This window comes from Rhabdothermincola sediminis (genome assembly GCF_014805525.1).
GTDB lineage: Bacteria > Actinomycetota > Acidimicrobiia > Acidimicrobiales > Acidimicrobilacustridaceae > Rhabdothermincola > Rhabdothermincola sediminis.
The window spans coordinates 38304-58665 of record NZ_JACFSZ010000020.1 but is presented as its reverse complement, the minus strand read 5'-3'; the positions used below and the strand labels follow the sequence as shown (position 1 = coordinate 58665).

23 protein-coding genes, 3 pseudogenes and 1 other annotated feature are annotated in these 20362 nt (G+C 70.4%); of the genes and pseudogenes, 8 read left to right on the top strand and 18 right to left on the bottom strand.

All coding sequences use genetic code 11. The features are described from left to right. Positions 1–241: 241 nt before the first annotated feature. Positions 242–1193 (bottom strand): annotated as a pseudogene (locus tag HZF19_RS16630) (IS3 family transposase); the annotation flags it as partial. Next, positions 766–882, bottom strand: a sequence feature (AL1L pseudoknot). It overlaps the preceding pseudogene by 117 nt. A 110-nt stretch (positions 1194–1303) precedes the next feature. After that, a complete protein-coding gene (locus HZF19_RS14605; protein ID WP_208029532.1) occupies positions 1304–1768 on the bottom strand; it encodes a hypothetical protein in 465 nt (154 codons plus the stop codon). Between the two features lie 268 nt (positions 1769–2036). Between HZF19_RS14605 and HZF19_RS14600 the strand changes: the two genes are divergently transcribed. Genes HZF19_RS14600 through HZF19_RS14590 form a run of 3 tightly spaced genes read left to right on the top strand, consistent with a single transcriptional unit; the run spans position 2037 to position 3218 of the window. Then, complete coding sequence (locus HZF19_RS14600) at positions 2037–2237, top strand: hypothetical protein (RefSeq protein WP_208029531.1); 201 nt, start codon at positions 2037–2039, stop codon at positions 2235–2237. Positions 2238–2287: 50 nt separating this feature from the next. Continuing rightward, a complete protein-coding gene (locus HZF19_RS14595; RefSeq protein ID WP_208029530.1) occupies positions 2288–2884 on the top strand; it encodes a cytochrome P450 family protein in 597 nt (198 codons plus the stop codon). 58 nt (positions 2885–2942) lie between these two features. Next, positions 2943–3218, top strand: coding sequence for a cytochrome P450 (locus tag HZF19_RS14590; protein ID WP_307781242.1), 276 nt, complete (start codon positions 2943–2945; stop codon positions 3216–3218). On the opposite strand, the gene HZF19_RS14585 is transcribed toward HZF19_RS14590, so the two are convergent. Continuing rightward, positions 3200–4465 carry an IS256 family transposase gene (locus tag HZF19_RS14585; RefSeq protein WP_208029528.1) on the bottom strand — a complete coding sequence of 422 codons (1266 nt, stop codon included), beginning with the start codon at positions 4463–4465 and terminating at the stop codon, positions 3200–3202. The genes HZF19_RS14590 and HZF19_RS14585 overlap by 19 nt on opposite strands. A 160-nt stretch (positions 4466–4625) precedes the next feature. On the opposite strand from HZF19_RS14585, the gene HZF19_RS14580 reads away from it, so the two are divergent. Together HZF19_RS14580 and HZF19_RS14575 are read left to right on the top strand one after the other, a co-directional pair. Beyond that, positions 4626–5438: a type II restriction endonuclease gene (locus HZF19_RS14580; RefSeq protein ID WP_208029527.1), complete on the top strand. Its 813-nt coding sequence runs from the start codon at positions 4626–4628 to the stop codon at positions 5436–5438. Positions 5439–5467: 29 nt separating this feature from the next. Further along, positions 5468–6568, top strand: coding sequence for a DNA cytosine methyltransferase (locus HZF19_RS14575; protein WP_208029526.1), 1101 nt, complete (start codon positions 5468–5470; stop codon positions 6566–6568). Here HZF19_RS14575 and HZF19_RS14570 read toward each other — a convergent pair. The 5 genes and pseudogenes from HZF19_RS14570 to HZF19_RS14550 form a co-directional block, all read right to left on the bottom strand. Continuing rightward, positions 6550–7032, bottom strand: coding sequence for a very short patch repair endonuclease (locus HZF19_RS14570; protein ID WP_208029525.1), 483 nt, complete (start codon positions 7030–7032; stop codon positions 6550–6552). The genes HZF19_RS14575 and HZF19_RS14570 overlap by 19 nt on opposite strands. Continuing rightward, a pseudogene (locus tag HZF19_RS14565) lies at positions 7033–7680 on the bottom strand (PD-(D/E)XK nuclease family protein); the annotation flags it as partial. It lies immediately after the preceding gene. 389 nt (positions 7681–8069) lie between these two features. Further along, a complete protein-coding gene (locus HZF19_RS14560) occupies positions 8070–9050 on the bottom strand; it encodes an NAD(P)-binding domain-containing protein (RefSeq protein ID WP_208029523.1) in 981 nt (326 codons plus the stop codon). A gap of 32 nt (positions 9051–9082) precedes the next feature. After that, a complete protein-coding gene (locus HZF19_RS14555) occupies positions 9083–9499 on the bottom strand; it encodes a type II toxin-antitoxin system VapC family toxin (protein ID WP_208029522.1) in 417 nt (138 codons plus the stop codon). Continuing rightward, on the bottom strand, positions 9496–9744 hold the full coding sequence (locus tag HZF19_RS14550; protein WP_208029521.1) for a ribbon-helix-helix protein, CopG family: 249 nt from the start codon (positions 9742–9744) through the stop codon (positions 9496–9498). Before HZF19_RS14550 ends, HZF19_RS14555 begins: the two co-directional genes overlap by 4 nt. Positions 9745–9750: 6 nt before the next feature. Here HZF19_RS14550 and HZF19_RS17290 point away from each other — a divergent pair. Further along, positions 9751–10425, top strand: a pseudogene (locus HZF19_RS17290) (LLM class flavin-dependent oxidoreductase); the annotation flags it as partial. Between the two features lie 340 nt (positions 10426–10765). Here the strand turns inward: HZF19_RS17290 and HZF19_RS17285 are convergent. After that, complete coding sequence (locus HZF19_RS17285) at positions 10766–11356, bottom strand: nuclear transport factor 2 family protein (RefSeq protein WP_307781240.1); 591 nt, start codon at positions 11354–11356, stop codon at positions 10766–10768. On the opposite strand from HZF19_RS17285, the gene HZF19_RS14540 reads away from it, so the two are divergent. Next, complete coding sequence (locus tag HZF19_RS14540; RefSeq protein ID WP_235980178.1) at positions 11343–12590, top strand: threonine aldolase family protein; 1248 nt, start codon at positions 11343–11345, stop codon at positions 12588–12590. The genes HZF19_RS17285 and HZF19_RS14540 overlap by 14 nt on opposite strands. 174 nt (positions 12591–12764) lie before the next feature. On the opposite strand, the gene HZF19_RS14535 is transcribed toward HZF19_RS14540, so the two are convergent. From HZF19_RS14535 to HZF19_RS14525, 3 genes are all read right to left on the bottom strand, one after another. Continuing rightward, the gene (locus tag HZF19_RS14535; RefSeq protein WP_208029518.1) at positions 12765–13175 is read right to left on the bottom strand and encodes a hypothetical protein; all 411 of its coding nucleotides are present in this window, start codon (positions 13173–13175) and stop codon (positions 12765–12767) included. A gap of 23 nt (positions 13176–13198) precedes the next feature. Further along, entirely contained in the window at positions 13199–13597 is a 399-nt protein-coding gene (locus tag HZF19_RS14530) for a DUF302 domain-containing protein (RefSeq protein WP_208029517.1), read from the bottom strand. Between the two features lie 287 nt (positions 13598–13884). After that, entirely contained in the window at positions 13885–14709 is an 825-nt protein-coding gene (locus tag HZF19_RS14525; RefSeq protein WP_208029516.1) for a DUF4388 domain-containing protein, read from the bottom strand. A gap of 262 nt (positions 14710–14971) precedes the next feature. On the opposite strand from HZF19_RS14525, the gene HZF19_RS14520 reads away from it, so the two are divergent. Further along, positions 14972–15220 (top strand): DUF488 domain-containing protein, encoded by a 249-nt coding sequence (locus HZF19_RS14520; RefSeq protein WP_208029515.1) that lies wholly within the window; start codon positions 14972–14974, stop codon positions 15218–15220. On the opposite strand, the gene HZF19_RS14515 is transcribed toward HZF19_RS14520, so the two are convergent. Genes HZF19_RS14515 through HZF19_RS14490 form a run of 6 tightly spaced genes read right to left on the bottom strand, consistent with a single transcriptional unit; the run spans position 15105 to position 20337 of the window. Further along, positions 15105–15923: a hypothetical protein gene (locus tag HZF19_RS14515; RefSeq protein ID WP_208029540.1), complete on the bottom strand. Its 819-nt coding sequence runs from the start codon at positions 15921–15923 to the stop codon at positions 15105–15107. The genes HZF19_RS14520 and HZF19_RS14515 overlap by 116 nt on opposite strands. A 2-nt stretch (positions 15924–15925) precedes the next feature. Beyond that, the gene (locus tag HZF19_RS14510) at positions 15926–16546 is read right to left on the bottom strand and encodes an ATP-binding cassette domain-containing protein (RefSeq protein ID WP_208029514.1); all 621 of its coding nucleotides are present in this window, start codon (positions 16544–16546) and stop codon (positions 15926–15928) included. Next, positions 16543–17379 carry a FecCD family ABC transporter permease gene (locus tag HZF19_RS14505; RefSeq protein ID WP_372443470.1) on the bottom strand — a complete coding sequence of 279 codons (837 nt, stop codon included), beginning with the start codon at positions 17377–17379 and terminating at the stop codon, positions 16543–16545. Before HZF19_RS14505 ends, HZF19_RS14510 begins: the two co-directional genes overlap by 4 nt. Before the next feature lie 56 nt (positions 17380–17435). Next, positions 17436–18473: a heme/hemin ABC transporter substrate-binding protein gene (locus tag HZF19_RS14500; protein WP_208029512.1), complete on the bottom strand. Its 1038-nt coding sequence runs from the start codon at positions 18471–18473 to the stop codon at positions 17436–17438. Beyond that, positions 18470–19681, bottom strand: a complete 1212-nt coding sequence (locus tag HZF19_RS14495; protein WP_208029511.1) for a hypothetical protein — start codon at positions 19679–19681, stop codon at positions 18470–18472. Before HZF19_RS14495 ends, HZF19_RS14500 begins: the two co-directional genes overlap by 4 nt. Beyond that, positions 19678–20337, bottom strand: coding sequence for a biliverdin-producing heme oxygenase (locus tag HZF19_RS14490; RefSeq protein WP_208029510.1), 660 nt, complete (start codon positions 20335–20337; stop codon positions 19678–19680). Before HZF19_RS14490 ends, HZF19_RS14495 begins: the two co-directional genes overlap by 4 nt. Between the last annotated feature and the right edge of the window lie 25 nt (positions 20338–20362).

Here is a 20362-nt window from a genome sequence, read left to right as displayed (position 1 = left end):
ACACCTCAACCCGGCCCTTCGATCTGCCCGCACCGCGACCCGCTCGCCCTCCGACGACACGACGCCCCTCCCACGACCGACGGCCGCCCTCCACCCCACGAAGGCGCCTTGCTCAGCACAGTCCTAGCGACGGGACCTGCCCCCGATACAGCTGCACCTGCCACTGCCGCTCTCCCATCGTCGCCATGAACCACACCTCCATCATCGTGAGGTGTTGCGACGACCAGTTGAGTTCGCCCTACGACCCGGCATCCGCGTGTGCCACCACGCCGACCAGCCGGCCGGCACCCCGAGAGGCTCTGGCCATCTCCAACGCGTCGATGGCCAGGTCCGAGCGCAGCGACTTCGATGCCTGCCAGCCGACGACCATGCGGGAGAACACATCCACGATGAAGCAGACGTAGGCCATCCCCGACCGGGTCGGCACATAGGTCAGATCCGTCACCCACAACTGGTTGGACGCGGCCGCCTTGAAGTTCCGGTTCACCAGATCCGGCGCCCGCACCGCATCGGGATCCTGGATCGTCGTGTAGATCGTCTTGCGACGGCGGCTGATGCCCTCGATGCCCAGCTCCCGCATCAGGCGGGCGACTTGGTCCCGGCCGATCTCGTGGCCGGCACGGCGGGCGGCGCGCCACAGCTTGCCGGCCCGTAGACCTTGCGGTTCGTGACCCACAACACCATCAGGATCTGCATCATCACCGCGTCACGCACGGCACGCGCCGACGGCGCCACCTCGCGCTTCTTGGCGGCGTAGTAGGTGCTCGGAGCGATCTGCAACGCACGGCAGATCGGCCCGACTCCGAGCTGGTCCCGATGCTCGTCGATGAACCCGACGATCACTTCGATGGGCGGTCGAGCTCCGCCTGGGCGAAACACGCCGACGCCTTGCGCAGGATCTCGTTCGCTCGGCGCGTCTCGCGCAGCTCCTGCTCGAGCGCCTTCTTCTCGGCCTCCAACTCGCGGACCCTCAACGCTTCCGGCCCGGCCAGTCCGTCGACGACATCGCGTTCACGGACCCACTTGCGGACCGACTCGACGCCGTAGCCCAACTGGGCAGCGACCCGCTACAGCGTGCCGTGCTCGGTGCCGAGCTCCGCACGGAGCTGGCGCACCAGCCGAACAGCCTGATCCTTCTCCGCCTCGCTGCAGCGACGCGTCGTCGGCTTCCCTGGCGACTTCTCTCGTGGCATGACACCACCCTCGTTTCCAAGGTCAGGAGCCTCCAACGAACCCAGGGCGGTTCAGGACGACGGTGACGGTCATCGGGGTCCCGCCGCAAAGGCCGCCCGCGTCGGGCGAGTCAACCGCAGGTGATGTTGAACACGAACCCGGTGCCCTCCGACATCCCGGTCACGTTGATCATGCCGCCGCCCTGGCCGATGGTCGGGCCCGACGCGATGATCTCGCGCCCTTCGACGGTGAAGGTCAGGTTGCCGTCGTAGTTGCTGTGGGTGAAGCCGAAGCCCTCGCCCTTGGCTTCGGCGCCGTTGTCCTGGATGGTGCAGGTGGTGAGGTCGCCCTCGACCTGGACGGTCTTGCCCTCGGCGAGGGTCACCGTGCCGGTGTACGAGCCGACGATCTCGCCGCTGCCCGAGGAGCTGCCACCGGTACCGGGCGTGGTGCCCGCGGCGGCCGACGTGGTGGTGGCGCCGCCCGACGCAGCGGTGCTGGTGGTGGTCGTCGGGGTGCCGTCGTCGCTCGAGCAGCCGGCGAGTGCGAGCGCGGCCACCGCAGCGACGGCCAGGATCGGAGTGCGGATCTTCACGGTTCCCTCCCAACCGGTCCACGAACCAGGCGGTTCACGGTGCCTGCGACGCTAGCCGCGCGGCCGGGGTACGGTCGACCCGCGATGGAACCGGAGCAGGCCGTCGACACGGGGAGGCGATCGATTCCCGGGCCACGACGTGAGGCCGGTGCGCCGGTGGGGCGCGAGGCGACGGCGCTCACCCCCTAGCATCCATCGTCGGCCGGTCGAGGGTGCCGAAGAAGCCGCACTCATACGCAACGGACGACGAGAGCCCGTGAATGGAGACGTGACCGAGGAAGGGCTCGGCGAGCTGCTGAACGCCCACAACGAAGAGCCCGACGTCGAGCTGGCACGGCTCGGCAAGGGAGTCGGCGCCGCCGCCGACCTCGCGCTGGAGGACATCAACCGGCCAACCCATACCTGTTCAGCGAGGACCGCTGGCAGGACCACTTCGCCCGCCTGCGCGCCGGGGACCCGGTCCACCTGAACGAGATCGAGTCGGCCGGCCGCTACTGGTCGATCACCAAGTACGACGACGTGCGGGCCATCAACGGCGACTGGGCGACGTTCTCCTCGGCCCGGGGCATCACGCTCGGTGCACCGCCGAGTTCCAACGCCCTGACCATGCAGGACTTCGTTCGGACCTTCATCGCCATGGACCCGTCCGAGCACACCCGGCACCGCAAGACCGTGCGGTCGGTGTCCACCCCGAGCAACCTGCGCAACATCGAGCCGCTCATCCGAGAGCGCACCATCGCCGTGCTCGACGCGCTCCCCGAAGGCGAGACCTTCGACTGGGTCGACACCGTGTCGATCGAGCTCACCACCCTGATGCTCGCCGCCCTCTTCGACTTCCCGCTCGAGGAACGCCGCAAACTCACCCGATGGTCCGACGTGGTGTTCGCCATCCCCGAGCCGGGTGGGGTCGTCGAGTCGATCGAGCAGAAGGGCGAAGAGCTCACCGAGATGGCCCTCTACTTCGGGGAGCTCTGTTCCGGCCGAGCGCGTCGGCGGCGACGGGCAGGACCTCGTCAGCCTGATGGCAAACGGCGAGGACACCAAGGACATGGACACCCTCGTCGCCGTGGGAAACCCGATCCTGCTGATCGTGGGCGGCAACGACACGACCCGTAACACCATGACCGGCAGCGTGTACGGGCTCAACCGATAGCCCGACCAGTACGACAAGCTCATCGCGGACCCGTCGCTGATCGCCGGGCTGGTCCCCGAGATCATCCGGTGGCAGACCCCGCTGCCCTACATGCGACGGACCGCCACCCGTGACTGCGAGATCCGGGGCCGACAGATCGGCAAGGACGACCAGGTGCTCATGTGGTACGTGTCGGCGAACCGCGACGAGGACGAGCTCACCGACGCGGAGGCCATCGACATCGAGCGGGCGAGAACGCGAGGAATCGTCAAGACCTGTGGGTCGGCCGGTTCCGCTGATCACGCGATGGCTTCCTGATCCGCTTGTTCGCGTTCGACGATCACCTCCTTGTCGAAGCGTGCGCCGGCTCGGACGAGCGCGACGAGGTGGGGTCCGTTCACGGCTCGCCACCGGTCTTGTGCGGCTTCGAGCAACTTGAAGGCCATGGCCAGGCCGGCGGCTCTCGAGCCGGGGCCCTTGGTGACCTTGGTGCGCAGCCGCACGGTCGCGAACGTCGACTCGATCGGGTTGGTGGTCTTGAGGCGGATCCAGTGCTCGGCGGGGAAGTCGTAGAACGCGAGCAGCAGCTCGAGGTCGTCGGTGATCTTGGCGGCCGCCTTGGGCCACTTCGCGCCGTACTCGGTGGCGAACCGGTTGGCCGCAGCGACGGCCTCGTCGCGGTCCTCGGCGTCGCGGATCTCCGCCAGCATCTTGCGGGCGGTGGGCTGGGCCGACTTCGGCAACGCCGAGAGCACGTTGGCGGCCTTGTGTACCCAGCACCGCTGGCCGCGGGTCTCGGGGAACACCTCGCGCAACGCTCCCCAGAACCCCAGCGCCCCGTCCCCGACGGCGAGCACCGGGGCCCGCATGCCGCGGCGCTTGAGGTCCCGCAGCAGATCCGCCCAGGACTCGGTCGACTCCCGGTAGCCATCGGCGAGCGCGACGAGCTTCTTGGTGCCATCGGCACGGACCCCGACGATGACCAGACAGCACAGGCGGTCCTCTTCGAGCCGCACGTTGAAGTGCACCCCGTCGGCCCAGACGTACACGTAGTCGCGGTCATCGAGGCGCCGCTCGGCGAAGGCTCGCTGCTCGGCCTGCCACTGGGTGGTCAGCCGGGTGATCACCGACGCCGACAGGCCCGCAGCGGACCCGAAGAACCCCTCCAGCGCCGGTGCGAAGCCACCGCTGGACATGCCGTGCAAGTACAGCAACGGCAGCACCTCGGTCACCTTCGGGCTCTTGCGCGCCCACGGCGGCAGGATCGAGCTGCGGAACCGGGCCCGCTCACCCGTCTTCGGGTCGACGCGGCGGTCATCGACCCGCGGGGCGCGCACCTCGACACGGCCCGCAGCGGTCGTGATCGTGCGCGGCTGGGCGTGGCCGTTGCGCACCACCAGCCGGTGGCCTCGCTCGTCGAGCCGGTCAGCCAGCCCGGCGATGAAGGCGTCGACCTCCGCCTCGAGCGCCGCCGCCAGCATGCGCCGGGCGCCCTCCAACACGATCTCATCCAGCGCCCAGCGCATCTCCGCGCGGGCGTCGTCATCGGTCACTACTGTCAACATCGGCGTGCCTTCCTCGCAGGGGTTGCAGCCCCGGCGTTCACTCGTTTCGTTCAACGAGGAAGGTACGCCGCGCCCTCGAGCGGGTGGCCGATCCACAGGTTCAGGTCATACCTCACTCAGGGTCCGCGGCGCGTCGAGGCCCGTTCGCGAAGCTGGCTGGGTGCCTGAGCCTGAGGTTCTCGACTGGTTGCGCGCTCGCTGCGGTGAGTTCGAGTTCGACGTCGTGGGCGTGTTCCGGCGGCACGGTGACCACGGCTGGCCCTTCGACGCCTCCGACCCGGAGGACCTTGAGGCGAAGCTCCTCGCCACCGGTCACCTCCTGCCGCTCCCGAAGGAGCCAGCGGCGCTCGCGAACATCCTGGAGGTGGCGATCGTCGACCACCTGCTCGACGCCACCAAGGGCGATCCCGGGATCGTGGCCAGGCGCGGGTCCGAGCGCGGTTACCCCGACCTCGAGCTGTCCGGCGACCGCTTTGGCAAGGGGTACCATGCCCTCGACGTCAAGGTCGCACGCCGCGACGACCGCAATCCCGCCCGGACGAAGAGCCGCATCACGCTTTACACCGGCAATACCTACTTCCGGTGGCCGCAGCTCCACTGGCCCGGCACCTTTCGGCCCTTCGCCGACTACGCCTCCCACCTCGACGTCATCGTGCTCTACGAGTTCGTCCCCAACATCAGCTCCCGCGTGGCGGGCCTTGAGCTCGTGGTCCAGCCAGCCTGGCGGATCGCCAGTCGGCAGCGATCCTCGACCACCCGGGAGTACATCGGCGCCATCGATCTGATCGAGGACCTCAGGGCCGGCCGAGGCGAGTTCGCCACCCCGGACGAGTTCTACAACTACTGGAGGGGGTTCCCGTTCCGGATCAGCCAGCAGGTGCAGCGGCAGCTCGACCGGCTGATCCACCAACAACAGGAGCGCATCGATGAACTCGAACGTCGGGATCGGCCCGAGGAGGACGATCCACGGTGACTGTCACATCCCATGTGCACAATGTGCCCATGTCCGCCGCCGACCTAGGTCCCGCGATCAGCCTTTTCGCAGGCGCAGGCGGCATGGATCTCGGCGCCGAGGCGGCCGGCTTCTCGGTGCGGGCCGCGGTCGAGCTGAACCGTGATGCCGCTGCGACGATGGAGAAGAACTTCGACCACCTCACGACCGAGGTGATTCAGCGGGACATCCTCGATGTCCCGACCCGCGACATCCTGCGTGCGGCGGGGCTGCGGGGCCGTGAGAGGCCCGCGCTCCTGATCGGGGGCCCGCCGTGTACGCCGTTCAGCAAGTCCGGGTTCTGGCTCGAGTGGAAGCGCGCCGGCTTGGACCCCGACGCCTCGCTCCTGCAGGCATACACCCGGGTGCTGGCAGAGGCTCGGCCTCGCTACTTCGTGCTCGAGAACGTGTACGCCCTCACCTACAACAACAAGGCGAGCCGACCAGCGTTCGAGCGGCTCCTTCGGGAGATCGACGAGGCCGGCTACCACTGCCGAGCCAAGGTGCTCAACGCTGCCGACTATGGCGTGCCTCAACTGCGGCCGCGACTGTTCGTGATCGGCGTCCCGAAACGGTGCCCTCTGCCAGAGCACCCCGAGCCCACCCACGGCGGAACCTGGGAGCGTCAAGCGACTGGGAACGTCGCCCGTCCGCACGTCACGACAGGCAAGGCACTCGCCGGCCTGGTCACCGAGCCCGAGGCGGAGGAGGTCGTCCGCGGCCGGTACGCGCACCTCCTTCCCGAGATCCCACCCGGTGAGAACTACCTTCATCTCACGGCCAAGCGCGGGCACCCGGACCCGCAGTTCGAGTGGCGAAGCCGCTACTGGTCTTTCCTGCTCAAACTCGACCCCGAGCGGCCATCGCCCACTATCCAGGCGCACCCGGGCCCCAACGTCGGGCCCTTCCACTGGGAGAACCGCCGCCTGCGGGTGCCCGAGGTCAAGCGCCTCTTCACGTTCCCAGACAGCTTCGAGTTCGTCGGGAGCCGGTCCGCCATCCAGGCGCAGCTCGGCAACTCCGTTCCCCCCAAGCTCGCCGAGGCCGTGATCCGAGCCGTCGCCGGCCTCGAGCCGCTGGTCGAGCCGGTCGGTCAGCTCCGCCTGGTCTGATCGAGGGACGAGAGCTTACGCTCGACCTGGGCAGCAGCCTCCATTACGTCCTCGTGCTCCCACAGCCGCAGCACCCGCCAACCGTCGGCCGCCAACGCGGCGCCCACACGCCGATCTCGCTGCACGTTGGCTTCGAGCTTGGGGAGCCAGTAGTCCTGGTTGCGCGTCGGCGTCGTGCCGTGGTCGGGACAGGCATGCCAGAAACAGCCATCCACGAAGACCGCAAGCTTCGCCCGGGTGAAGGCGATGTCGACTCGGACACGAACCCCGTTTGAGCACCGAACGAGGTGATCCTTGCGAAACCGCAAACCTCTCCGGTGTAGAGCGGATCGGATGGCGACTTCGACCTTGGTGTCTCGCCTGCGATTCGCCTTTCCGCGGGCCCTAGAGGCCGCATCGACAGGGTCGGGATACGGGACCCTCTGGCCGCCCGCGAGCGCAACCGTTCGCGCATTGGCGGTCACTTAGCTGACCCATCCCGGCTGGACCTGCAGCGAGCTGGTGCCCTCTCGCCACGCGAGCGTCACGGGTTCATCGGACCGACCTGCCAGCCGCCATGCCGCTACCTCGTCTCCGACAGAGCACTCCACCACCGTCGCGTTCGGCACATCGATCAGCATGACCTCCCCCCTGACTGTGCCGACGCGAACATCGAGGGGGACGGCGGCTGTACCGCCGGCGTTGCTGACGATGGGAGCTCTCAGATGTCCTCGAACCGCGTCACCCCATCCCACTCCGTCGATGTGTCCCTGCCGCAGCGCGTCCCACGTCGCGTCGCATAGGCTGACGAATGGACACGTCCCGCAAGCACGCTTCGAGGGCGTCGCAGGCTGCGCTCCTGGTACTCGCCCGTTGAACGCCTCTCGTGCATCGGCGGCTTCGGCGACCGCACGCTCACGAACTGAGCGAGAGACATCGACCTCAACGATCCCATCTCGAAGGGAGAACAACATCGCATCATCGACCGCAATGCCGAGCGACGCTTCGACCAGCCACGCGTAGATGGCAAGCTGCCGCTCGTAGCGACCGTTCAAGGCTCCCTCCGCCACCACGATGCCGGTCTTGTAGTCGACGACGGATGGTCTCGAACCGAGGAGCAATAGGTCGATCCGTCCCCTAACCGTGCCATCCGGACTGGCAAGGTCGAACTCTCGTCAAGTCTAGAGGAACCCCGGGTCTGACGGAGGCTCGCTCAAACGCGTGGAGCCCGTGGCCGGCGGCGAACTCCTCCGGGGTGCGCACGTCGATGACGGTGCGCCCCTGCTCCCGCGCCGCCCGGGCGGCCGGCTCACCGGGGGGTACGGCGCCCGCCTGGCCGGGGTTTCGGCGGTGGCGGTCGGCTCGGACGAGCTGCAGGCAGACAGGGTGAGGGCACCGGTCAGGGCGAGGGCTGCGGCAACCACGGGAAGGCGGTTCTTATACCCCCCAGGGTATCATCCGACCCGGGCCGACGAGTCGGATGGGACCCTCCGTGGTCGAGTGTGCTGTATCGGTCGCCCGATCAGGTCGCCCTCTCCACCCGGCCGGGTCCGAGCCTGCGGCGCAGCTCCGCCTCGAACTCCCGGACCGCCGGCCCGGCGTGCTCGGCACGCAGCGCGGTGAGCCGGGGGTAGCCGGCGTCGCGCTCGGCGTCCCATTCGTCGGCGAAACGTCCGCTGGTGATGTCGGCGAGCAGCTCCCGCATCGTGGCGTCCACGCCGAGGTGGTCGTAGCGGCCCCGCCGGGACAGCTGCCCGTACTGGCTGGTGGGCGAGTGCAGGTCGTTCTGGGCGGCGAAGCCGACCTCGCGCAGCAGGCGGTAGGTGCGCTCGACCTCGCCGGAGAGGAACAGCTCGCACAGGATCGCCTCGAGCGGGATGCCGGCCTCGAGCATGACGGTCAGGAACGCCGTGTTCACCGCGGCGAGCGCCGGGGACAGGACCTGCTCCACGGCGAGATCGAGTACGGCCTCGTCCCGGGCGGTCATCTCGATCCCGCCCTGGCGCAGCCCGCCGATGGCCCGGGCCACCGCCAGCGTACGGGCCAGCGCCGTGCCGGTGCGGTCCCGGTGGACGCCGACGGCCGTGATGAACCCGACACCTTCCTCGTAGCACCGGCGGACCTCGGGGCCGAGCATCCGGGGCGCCACCATGCCGGCATCACCGGTGGGATCGAGGCGACCGAAGGCGAGCGTGTAGCCGCTCGCCACGATGGTGAGAGCCTCGGGGTCGGGGCGCACCGGCAGCTGGGGGATCACGTCGTCGGGGACGAGCAGGCACACGACGTCGGCGTCGCTCGCGGCCTCGAGGTCGTGGGCGGCGAACCCGTCCGCCCGGGCCTGCTCGCGGCTGGCGTCCCGGCGGACGCACACCTCGACGGCCACGCCGCTGTCCCGCAGGTTCAGGGCCCAGCACCGGCCCTGGTTGCCGTACCCGACGACCGCCACGGTGGAGCCGTCGAGGGCGGTGGGATCGGCGTCGGACTCCCCGTAGATGACGGTCATGTCAGGTACGGTAGGGGACCCGGCGGGGACCCTCAATCGGCCCAGGCGGCGAAGCCCTGCGCCGCGAAGTCCTCGTCGAAGGCGAACACGGCCTCGATGCCCCGATCCCGCATGACCTCGAACGACGTCCAGTCCACGAGGCTCACGTCCCGGCGGTCGGCGGCCAGCAGGGCGGCGACCGCCCGGCGGTGCAGCTCCCGGTCGACCCACACCACCTCGAGCACGGGCAGGACGGCGTCGTGCAGGGCGCGCACGGCGGCCCTGCCGAGGCGGTGCTGCACGAGCGCCGTCACCTCGACGAGCACCGAGCCGTGGGTGCAGGCGTCGGCCGTTCCCGCCTCGATCCCGTCGAGCAGGCGGTGCCAGTGCCGGGCCGCGGACCGGTGGTGCTCGTCGTCGCGGTCCAGCACCGCGTAGAGCGCCGAGGTGTCGACGAAGACCGTGGTCACGACGCCGACGGGGAGTAGGCGTGGTCGAGCACCTCGTCGTGGCGTGCACTCGTGGTGCGGTGGCCGGAAGCGAAGGCTCCGACCGGCCGGCGTGCCCGCTCGACCAGCCGCCTGCGCTCGTCGTCACCGAGCAGGCCGTCGAGCGCATCCCGCAGCAGGGCGGCCTGGGAGCGCCGGCGAGCGGCGGCGAGCCGTCGGAGGCCTTCGGCCTGGGCGGGCGTCATGGAGATCTGCGTCCGGATCACCACATCATGATAACAATTGTTCACAACATGATGTCATGCTCTGCCGACTCGCCCGCTGACGGGTGCGGCTCTGAACCCCGGCGTGACGCTCCGTCGTCGTGCACGAGGCCCGCCCGCTGGTGGATGCGATGCAGCGGTGGGCGGGTGGTGGGGCCGGCAGCGCCCGACCGGGCGGATAGGGTCGGCGCCGATCGCCACCACCCCATCGCCGGTGGGACCCGCCGTGCGTCGTCCCGGCCCGCCTGCCGAGTCCGAGGAGCACCCGTGAAGTTCGGCATCGCCTTCGCCAACATCGGCCCGTTCGCACAGCCCGACGCCGCCGTGTCGTTCGCGCGGGCGGCCGAGGCGGCCGGGTTCGAGTCGATCTGGACGGTCGAGCACGTGGTCGTGCCCGCCGGCTACGAGTCCGCCTACCCCTACTCCTCGTCGGGCCGCATGCCCGGCCCCGAGGACTCGCCCCTGCCCGACCCGCTCGTCTGGCTCGCGTACCTGGCGTCGGCCACCACGACCCTGCGCCTCGCCACCGGCGTGCTGATCCTGCCCCAGCGCAACCCCGTGGTCCTCGCCAAGGAGCTCGCGACCCTCGACCACCTCTCGGGAGGGCGCCTGCTCGTCGGCATCGGCTCGGGCTGGCTCCGGGAGGAGTTCGAGGCCATCGGGGTGCCGTTCGCCGAGCGCGGTGCGCGCACCGACGACGCCCTGCACGCGCTCCGGGCGCCATCGAGCTGTCCTCCGGTGGGAACGGCGCCATCGGCCCCGGCGCGCTCGACGAGGTGCGTGCCTTGGCCGAGCTCGGGTGCACCGGGTCATCGTGCCGTCGTTCGCGTTCTTCGGGAACCCGGCCGAGGACCTCGCCCGCTACGGCGAGGAGGTCATCGCCAGGATCTGAGCCGGCGAACGACCGGCGAGCCGCCCCGACGGGGCCGGTCCACCGCCGGCGTCGTCGACGGTGGACGACCGGGCCGCGACCGTGATCGACGGGCGGTCCCCGACCCTTCGTCGCTTGCGGGCCCGCTCGATCTCAGCCCGCGACGGGTGGCCGGTCGGGTGCGGCGTCGGCCGCGAGGTCGCGCACGACCGCGGCGAAGGCCCCGCCGGTCACGTAGTGGGTGTGCTCGACCCGGCGGGCGAACCGCCAGTGCGCGCCCACCCGCACGTAGTCGTCGAGGTACAGGCCCCCGATGTCGCAGAACTCGAAGGCGCCCTCCCACTCCAGCCCGTTGCGGTTGAGCAGGTGGACCCGGCCGGTGGCGGTGTCGGGTCCCGTGAAGCGGATCTCGTGGGTGAGGATCGAGTGCATGCAGAAGGTGAACACGGCCATGGCGCCCGGCAGCCAGGCCGCCACCTCGGCGGGTGTGCCGGCGATCCCGCCGGAGTGCCGGTAGTCGATGTGAGCGTCGGGGACGAACAGGGCCTCCCACCGCCGCCAGTCACGGTCGTCGACGGCGTGGGCGTAGGCGATGGCGAGGTCCTGGATGGCGAGCACGTCGCCCTGCCGGGCCGGGTCGAGCACCTGACCGTCGGGAGACGGGTCGGTTGCGGAGGCCGGGCCCTGGCCGAGGTCGGGCGCGACCTCCTCGTCGGGACGGTCGGCGGGGATGGGGTCGGGCACGGCGTCCTCCTCGGTCGGGTCGGCTCGTCGGAGAGCGACCTCCGGCTCGGCGGATAGGGTGCCTCATCCCGCACCACCCGGAGGGACCGTGACCCCCGACGACCCCGGCACCCGAGATCGTCCACCGTCTCCTGACGGGTCGGAAGCGGAACCGCCGCCGGCGGGAGTCCGGCCTGCGCAACCGGCGGGTCTGCCCCCGGCACCGTCGTGCTCCTTCGCGAGCGACAACACCGCAGGTGCCAGTCCCGAGGTGCTCGAGGCGCTCGCCGCGGCGAACAGCGGGCCGGCGATGGCCTACGGCGACGACCCCTGGACGGCCTCGGCCGAGCGGGCGATCCGCGAGCTGTTCGACGCGCCGGTGGAGGTGCTGTTCTGCTGGGGTGGGACCGGGGCCAACATCGTGGGGTTGGCGAGCGTGCTGCAGCCCTGGCAGGCGGTGATCACCGTCGACAGCGCCCACGTCGTGGTGGACGAGACCGGCGGGCCGGTGCGCTTCAGCGGCTCGTCGATCATCACGGTGCCGGCCGTGGACGGCAAGCTGGTCCCCGACGCGCTCGAGCCGTACGCGTTCTGGGCGGGGATCGAGCACCGGCCCCAGCCCCGGGTGGTGACCGTGAGCCAGGCCACCGAGGACGGCACCGTGTACACCGCGGACGAGCTCGGTGCGCTGGCGGAGCGCTGCCACGCCCGGGGGATGGTCCTGCACGTCGACGGCGCCCGCATCGCCAACGCCGTCGTGGCCACCGGCACGGATCTCACCACCCTGATCCGTGACCCCGGCGTGGACGTGATGACCTTCGGGATGACCAAGAACGGCGCCGTGTACGGCGAGGCGGTCGTGTTCGTGGACCCGGCCCTTGCCACCCACGCGCGCTACGTGCGCAAGCAGGCGGGCCAGCTCGTGTCCAAGTCGCGCTACGTCGGCGCGCAGGTGGCTGCGTTGCTCACCGACGACCTGTGGTTGCGCAACGCCCGGACCGCCAACGACACCGCCGCCCTGCTCGCCCGGGAGGTGGCGGGCGTGGAGGGGGTGACGGTGGTGCGGCCACCGCAGGTCAACATGGTGTTCGCCACGGTGCCGTGGGACCGGCTCGGCACGCTGTTGGAGTGGTCGTTCTTCTGGCCCTGGGATCCCGAGCACCACGTCGTGCGCTGGATGACCAGCTTCCAGACCACCGAGGCCGACGTGCACACCTTCGTCGCCGGGATCCGCCGCATCCTGGCCGGCGACTGAGCGGCACCTCTGAGCGGCCGGCGGTTCCGGGAGGACCGGTCGTGCGGACGGGTCGCTCCGAGGGGGGTTCGTTGCGCGCTGGTTCCCTCGGTACGGTCGTTCGCGTTCGGCCCGTCGCGGGTGTGGCCCTCTCCCCGGTCCAGCGCTCGTCCGAGCGACCGCCCTCAGGTGGGCTCAGCGGGGCGGTGCGGAGGTGGGGCAGGCACCGCCGGTGCGCTCCGCCCGGCGGATGAGCCGCAGGCCGTATCCGGTGCCGGTCAGCCACGCCACCGTGATCACCGTGCCCGCCACCCAGGCGTGGTCGCGCAGCACCACACCGAACGAGGTGCCGGCCAGCACGGCGGTGATCACCGCCAGGGTGAGCGGGAGGTGGCAGGGGCACAGCAGGAAGGACCACAGCAGCCACGCCCGTCCACGGCGCTCCAGGGCCTTCGCCTGGTTCGGTGCGGACGAGCCCAGCGCAGTGGCGTCACGCAGCACGAGTGTCGCGGCTCCTCTCGCCGTGCTGGTGCGACGGGCCGTGTCGTCGAGCGACGGTGCGTCGGGTGCCGACCCCTCCGGACGCAGTGCCGCCACCGGTTCCATCGGTCGGACGTCGGGTGCCGGCCTCACGACGCGGCCCCTGCGTCGCGGCCGAGGGCGTCGAGCGCGGCCCTGAGCTTGGTCGCAGCCTGCTCGGCCAGCTCGGCCATCGCCGGGTCGGCCATGAGCTCGCGGGGATCGGCCACGTGCACCGCCGTGCCGCCGTCGGCGGCGGGTTCGAGCACGACGTTGCACGGCAGCGCGAGCGCCGTCGAGGGGTCGATCTCGAGCGCCCGGTGGGCGAGGGCGGGGTTGCACGCACCGAGGATCTTGAGCGGGGGCCGGTCGACGTCGAGCTTGGCCTTGAGGGTGGCGGCCACGTCGATCTCGGTGAGCACGCCGAAGCCCTGCTCGGCGAGCGCGGCCCGTACGGCGTGCTCAGCCTCGGTGAGGGAGAGCGGAACGGTCGTGGTGATGGACTGCATCGGAGTGCCTTTCCGACGGGGGTGCGGGTCCACCACGGGACGGGGCCCGCACCGACGCCTATATACCCCTTAGGGTATCATGCGACTTCCGGTCGTCCGTCGCCCCCGGTCGACGTGGCCGGTCAGCGGGGGGACTCCCAGACCCAACCTGTCACCCGACCGTGCAGCAGACCCCATCGTCACGCTGCGAACATCGTCACCTGTCCCGGCTGCGTCGCTCGCCTTCGCCCGTGCGGAGCGCCCCGACATCGCTTCACGCCCATCGCCAGCGTGCCGATCATCGGAACTCACGCCGAGTCGACGGCAGCGACGAGCTCCGCCTCGTCCGCCGGCGCCACCGCGGGCACCTCACGCTCGGGGGTTAGCGACTCCAGCACGCCATCGAGTACCTGCTCCTGCTGCTGCTCCCCGTCGGCGTTCAGCCCCGCCCCATCCGCGGGCAGCCTGCCCGGAGGGAGCAGGCGCACGTTCGAACGTTGCGAGCCCGGGCGCGACGGCTTGGGGCGAGGCGCGCGTTCCGATCCGCTCATCTTCACCTGCTTCGAGGGCTCGTCCAGCAGCACGGCACCCCGCTCCACCAGCGGCACCAGCAGTTCGCAGACACGCAGAGGATCCATCCGCAGCCGCCGGGCGACCGAGGCGATCGGGTGGCGCCCGTCGATGGCGACGATCAGCTCCCATCGTTCCGGTTCCAGGATCAGCGGATCGGGTCGCGGTCGCTCGGCCAGCCGCGGCACCACCTCGACGGAGGGGATCACCCGCTCGACCCGCTCCCAGGCCTCCGCCCGGCGCCGTGCTCCGGCCAGGACCTCGCTCACGGGCAGCGGCGGGCCGGCCGACGCGCTCACCTCACGCTCGACCAATACCTCGAAGGTTCCCCGCCGGGTCCGCAGCGCCTCGCAGCAGACCTCCTCCACCAGTCGCTCCCACGCTCCGCCACCCGTGGCGCCGTTGCTCGCGGTGGCGCCCACGACCAACCCCCTGTCCAGGGTGATCAGGAGGTGGTGCGCACCGGTTCGCACTCGCAGCCGGCCGGTGCAGCGGTGATCGGCCAGCAAGGTGAGCACCTCGTCGACCTGGAGGATGTCGAACGTGCCAGCCAAGGCGACCATCGTCAGACCTCCTTCGAGACCACTCCAACGACCGCGGGATCCGGGACTGGCCCCACCCGATTTCGCCTACCCATCGGATGGCTCGTCACCCCGGGCGGACCGAACGCATCGGGCGGACGGACCCCGCTTCACCGTACCGACTGATGTGGCCGATCGGTTCGCGTGTCACGCCGGTGGTTCGCGCTCACACGAGCGCCGCTGACAGATCAGCGCCGACCTCGGTTACGGTTTGGTCACGTCTCCGATTCGTGGGGTGGTAACGATGCCTCGACATGATCCCCACCCGACCGCCAGGCCTGCTGCCACACCCCGGGTGACAGTCGTTCGGGCCTACGACGGCACCCTCGAGTCCGGTGCCTACCGGGTCCTGGTCGACCGGCTTCGGCCCCGTGGGGTCAGCAAGGACGCGGCGGCCCTCGACGAGTGGTCGACTGACGTGGCCCCCTCCAGCGAGCTTCGACGCTGGTACGGCGGCGATGGGCACGAGCGAGCGTCGCCGGGACCACCATGAAGCTCGGGGACCGAGCAGTGAGCCCCGAGCTCACCCCCCGGGCCTCGAGGTGATGCTCACCAGGCTCGAGGTCGACCGGCACGGTGAACGAGACGGCGATCGCCCCGGTCGGATCGGCAACGGGAGTGCTCACCCAGCGCGGGGTCGAATACAGCAGCAACTCGACCTGCTCGCCGGCGAGGAACCCTCGACCCGACACCGAGAGCGGCTCGCCCGGGGTCACCTGCAGGCGATCGAGTTCCAGGGTGGGAGGTGCGGGCGAGGGTGGGTCGTCCACGCCGGGGTCCGGGTCCTCCTGGCCAGCGAAAGAAACCCGCACCTTCACATCGGCCGATCGGTCAGCGGGGCGAGTGTGATCCGCGCGGGTGGCGATGACACATCTGGCGGACGGGTCGAGGCAGTCGATCACCACCGCGCCCGTCTCGTCCCGCTGCAGCGCAGCGATCTCCAGTTCCGCCTCGAAGCTGCCACCAACGCCGAACGGGCGGGTGAGACCCACGGCATAAGGCGGTGGGCTGTTCGAGAACCACACCGCCGACCGGCTCTCGCCGGAGGTGTCCGCGCCTCCGAAGCAGGGACTCGGTGGCAGCGCAGGACCCTGGTCCACACACATGGCCAGGTAGACACCGACAGACGGGTCGTAGCCTGCGCCCTCGACCCGCACCGTCGCTCCCGCGGGGTCGAGCCCGCGAGCTGGCTTCACCGTCAGTTGCTGCCCGTTCGGGCCGAGCGCCGTTCGGCCCCCGCCCGGACCATCGATCGGAGCCGATCCGCCTCCACCACCGCTGGTATCCGGCGGCGGTGGAGGCGGATCTTGGCTGCATCCTGTACCAGGGCCCGAGCCATCGCCACCCGTGCTCGCTCACCACCGGAGAGGGTCGGGAACCGACGATCGGCGAGTTCGAGCGCGTCCATCGCCACGAGTGCGTCCAGCACTCGCGACGTGTCCTGCTCGTGACGAGCGGTTCCCGCCCAGGGGGTGCGGCCCATCGAGACGATTTCCGAGACGGTGAACGGGAACGCGACCTGTTGGTCCTGTGGCAGCACCGCCCGACGCATGGCCAGCTCGACCGGCCGCCAGGCGCCGATCGGTTTCCCGTCGAGCTGGACGTGGCCTGCACTCGCGCTCAGGTCACCGGCCAGAGCCCCCACGAGCGTGGACTTCCCAGCACCATTCGGGCCGACGACCGCGATGAACTCACCGGGCCGTACCGCGACCGACAGGTCACGCAGAACCGTTCGGCGTCCCCGATGCACCCACAGCCCGATCGCCTCGACCAGTGGGTCCGCGATCGGCCCTGGCAGCCGCAGATGCCTGCGCCTCACGCCCAGCCTCCCTGACGAGACCGAGTGCGGCGCAGCTGCCAGAAGAAAACCGGGCTTCCCACTAGCGCCGTCAACGTCCCCAGCGGCAACTCCGCGGGCGCCACCGCCGTGCGAGCCACCAGGTCCGCGACCACCAGCACCAGCGCTCCCGCAACCGCGGACGACAGCAGCAGCCAACGGTGGCGAGGTCCCGAGATCATCCTCACGAGGTGAGGGACCACCAGCCCGACGAACATGAGGATCCCAGCGACCGCCACCGCGGCCGCGGTCAGAACGGCCACCACGCCGAGCGTGATCCGGCGGGTCTGCTCGACGTCCACACCCAAGTGGCGAGCCGGCCCCTCACCGAGGCTCAGCAGATCCAGCCGGCGTGCTTGGGAACACGCCACCACCACACCCAGCACGGCCATGGGAGCGAAGGCGGCCACTCGCGACCAGTTGGCGCCAGCGACGCTGCCCAGCGTCCAGAACGACACGTTCCGCAGCTCCGCATCGTCGGAGAGGTACATCAACAACCCGATGACCGCCCCAGCCAGGGCGTTCATCGCGATGCCCGTCAGGATCAGCGTCACCACCTCGGTGCGCCCGCCCGAACGGGCGGCGAGGTGGACGACCGCCACCGTGATCACACCGCCAGCGAACGCAGCTGCCCCGATCGTCCAGAGACCGAGCAGCGAGGCCCCAGCCACGATCGCACCCGCTGCCCCCACCGCCGCGCCCGACGAGACACCGACCACGCCAGAGCCGGCCGCCACCACGAAAGCCACCAGGAGCCCGAGCATCAGCGCGCCGAGCACGAGCGGCTCACGTCGGGACGAACGCACGAGCAGCACCGAGCCGGTGCTCGTCGTCACCGATCGAGCCGTACGTTCGCAGGTGTCGACCGCGTTCATGAGAAGGGATCCTCGAAAAATCGGTCCACCAGCTCCCCGATCACCTCGGGGGTACGAGGTCCGAAGCTGTAGAGCCGACCGTCCTCGACGGTCACGACCCGCCGTGCCCGTCCGGCGGGTGTCTGCGCGACACCAGGCACCGCGAGCAAACCGTCGATTCCCCCGACGGAATCCAGACCCGTGGTGGTCATGAGGATGATGTCAGGGGCCGCCTCGACCAGTGATTCGCTGGTGATCGGGGTGAAGGGTCGGGACAAGCCGATTGCCGTGCCGGCGTCGATCCCCCCTGCCGCAGCGATCATCGAGTCCGCTCCCGAACCCGGCCCGCCGATCAGTGAGACGCCGGCCTGGCCGCGCAGGTAGAGGAACGCGACCTTCGGCTGCGCCCGCCCTGCGGGGACCCGCTCGAGTTCAGCCCGGAGTTGGTCGTCGATCTCGCCGGCGAGCCGCGCGCCAGCCGGTGGCACCCCGAGCGCCTCGGCGACCGCCTCGATCCGCTCGGTGATGTGGGCGACCGATGCGGGTTGGGCGAACACGATGACCGGGACACCAGCAGCGCGAATCTGTGCCAGCGCTTCGGGAGGTCCCGTGTCGGTCTGAGCCAACACCACGCTCGGCGCCAGCGACAGCACCGACTCCGCGCTGACGTCGTGTCCCTTGGTCACGATCGGTCGATCTCGCACCTCGGCGAAGGTGGCCGTGACGTCTCGGGCCACCACGTGGCCCCCGAGCCCCAGACCGAACACCACCTCCGCCAGGCTCCCAGCGAGCGGCACGATCCGATCGATGGTGGTCACGGTGGCTTGTACCCTGTCGTCTCCGGTGACGGTGACGGGTAGCACCGGTGCGATCGCCTCGGCGGGGGTGGGGAGGGTCGGCGCAGGCTGCTCGGCGCTGCTCGATGCGTGCTGAGCGCAGGCGGTGAACGCCAACGACGCAACGATCATCACGAGAAGCGGGCTCCACCGCCGTCGGCTCGGGAGGTGCAGGCGAGGAGGCGGGGTGGGCTGCGACATGGCGGCGCGATCGGTCATGGCCGCTCCACGGGATGTCGCCAGCGACGTGCTGCGATACGAGTCGCCGTGATGACCAAGACCGTGCCGACCACGAGCGCGACCGTCCAGGGCGTGAGGGGGAGCTCTTCGCGCTCGGCCTGATCTGCGGCCGCCTGGTCGGTGCCCTGCTGGTCGTCGCCGCGGGGATCTGTGCCGCTGGTGTCGGTGGCGAGCTCGGTGGATGCGAAGCGCACGGGCACCGCCAACTCCTGCGAGCGATCTGTCGGCGTGAGCGGGTCACGAGTCACCACTGCGCAGGGGAGCTCGCGGCAATCGTGTTCGCCCAGCACCGGGCCATCGATCGAAAGCGTCACCGCCATTGCGCCATCGGCCTCGGCTGGGACGGTGTTCGCCGCCGGACCGCAGCCCACTGGTGCCTCGCCCACCACCGGGGTCGCACAGAGCGCGACCTGCAGCTCGCGACCTCTCCGGAAGCCGGATCCGGTGACGTCGAGCTCGTCGCCGGTCGGATCGAGGACGACGTGGGAGAGCTCCAGTCGCATCTCACCCGCCATCGCGGTACGACCGTCAGGGGACAAGGTCACCTGAGGCGTGGGGATCGTCGAGGTGGTCGAGGTGGTCGAAGCCGCATCGGTCGGGGGGATGGCTGCAGCGCCCGGGTCGAGCGGTGAGGTGGGAGTTGCCGCGCCGGCCGGTGGTGTTCCGGGCGAGGGCGTCGTCGACTCGGCGCGGAACGTGACGGGCAGGAACAGGTCCTGGCTGCGGTCCGACGAGCGGGTGTGGTCGTTGCGGGTGACGATCGCGCACCGCACCCGCCGACAGTCGGTGGTTGCGTTGATGACCGGCTGGATCGCTAGCTCCACGGTGAAGCTGCCCTCTGGCCCGTACGGCGTGGGGAGACCGACCGCGTACGGAGGCGGGTTGGAGGAGATCCAGGCCGAGGCACCGGTGGAGCCCGCTCGGTCCTCGCCGCCCCCACACGGGCTCGGCGGCATGCCGGGCGGAGGGATGGCGCAGAAGGCCACGTAGATGCCCTTGCTGACGTCGAAGCCGGCTCCGGTCACGGTGATCCGTTCGCCGGTCGGGTCGAGTGCCTCCGTGCGCGAGGCCTGCAGCGTGCGTTGGCCGTCACTCACTTGAGCTGCGCCTGCCGGACTGACCACCACTGCCGCCGCGAGCAGACCGAGGGCGCACAGGCTGACAGCCGGCGAGGGTCGCACGGTCACGGCTGCACCCCACAGGCCTCGGACACCTCGAGGAGTACGGCGTCGTTGAGCCGGTAGGCCTCGAGCACCTCGTCCACGATCCGTTCGCGTTCGTCGTCATCCCACGGTGCGGCATCGCGGAGCGCCCGGTAGCGCGCCTTGTAGGCGTCCGGGTCGGGAACCGTCAGCTCGTAGAACGAGAGCCCGGCATCATCGCCGTCGGTGAGGTGGCGCCGCAGAGCACGGGCGATGTGGAGGCCTCCGGAGAGATCGCCCAGGTGTCGTGTGTAGTGGTGTGCGACGAAGCCTCCGGGCCAATCGAATGCCACCGCCCGGACACGGTCGCGGTACTGCAGGGTGGCGGGCAGCGGCGCAGGGGTCTCGTCGGCGCCCGAGAGCGCGCGGATGTCGCTCTCGAGGGCGCGGGCGCGCAGGAGCGCCGAGTCGGCGAAGCAACCACCGATCGGATCGTCGGCCATCGCTTCGCTCGCGGCATCGAGCTCCCGGTAGACGACCAGCAGCTGCGCCGCGTACGTCGCATAGCCGGCCTTGGTCAGTTTGCCGGTGAAGAGAGCTCGCATGAAGGGCGACGTCTCGGCGTCCCGGTGAGCTGAGATCGTGCGCTGCCGCAGCCGGCTGGCGAAGCCGTCCGCGAGGGTGTTGCCCGAGATCGTCATGGTCACGAACCCTTCTGGAAAGTAT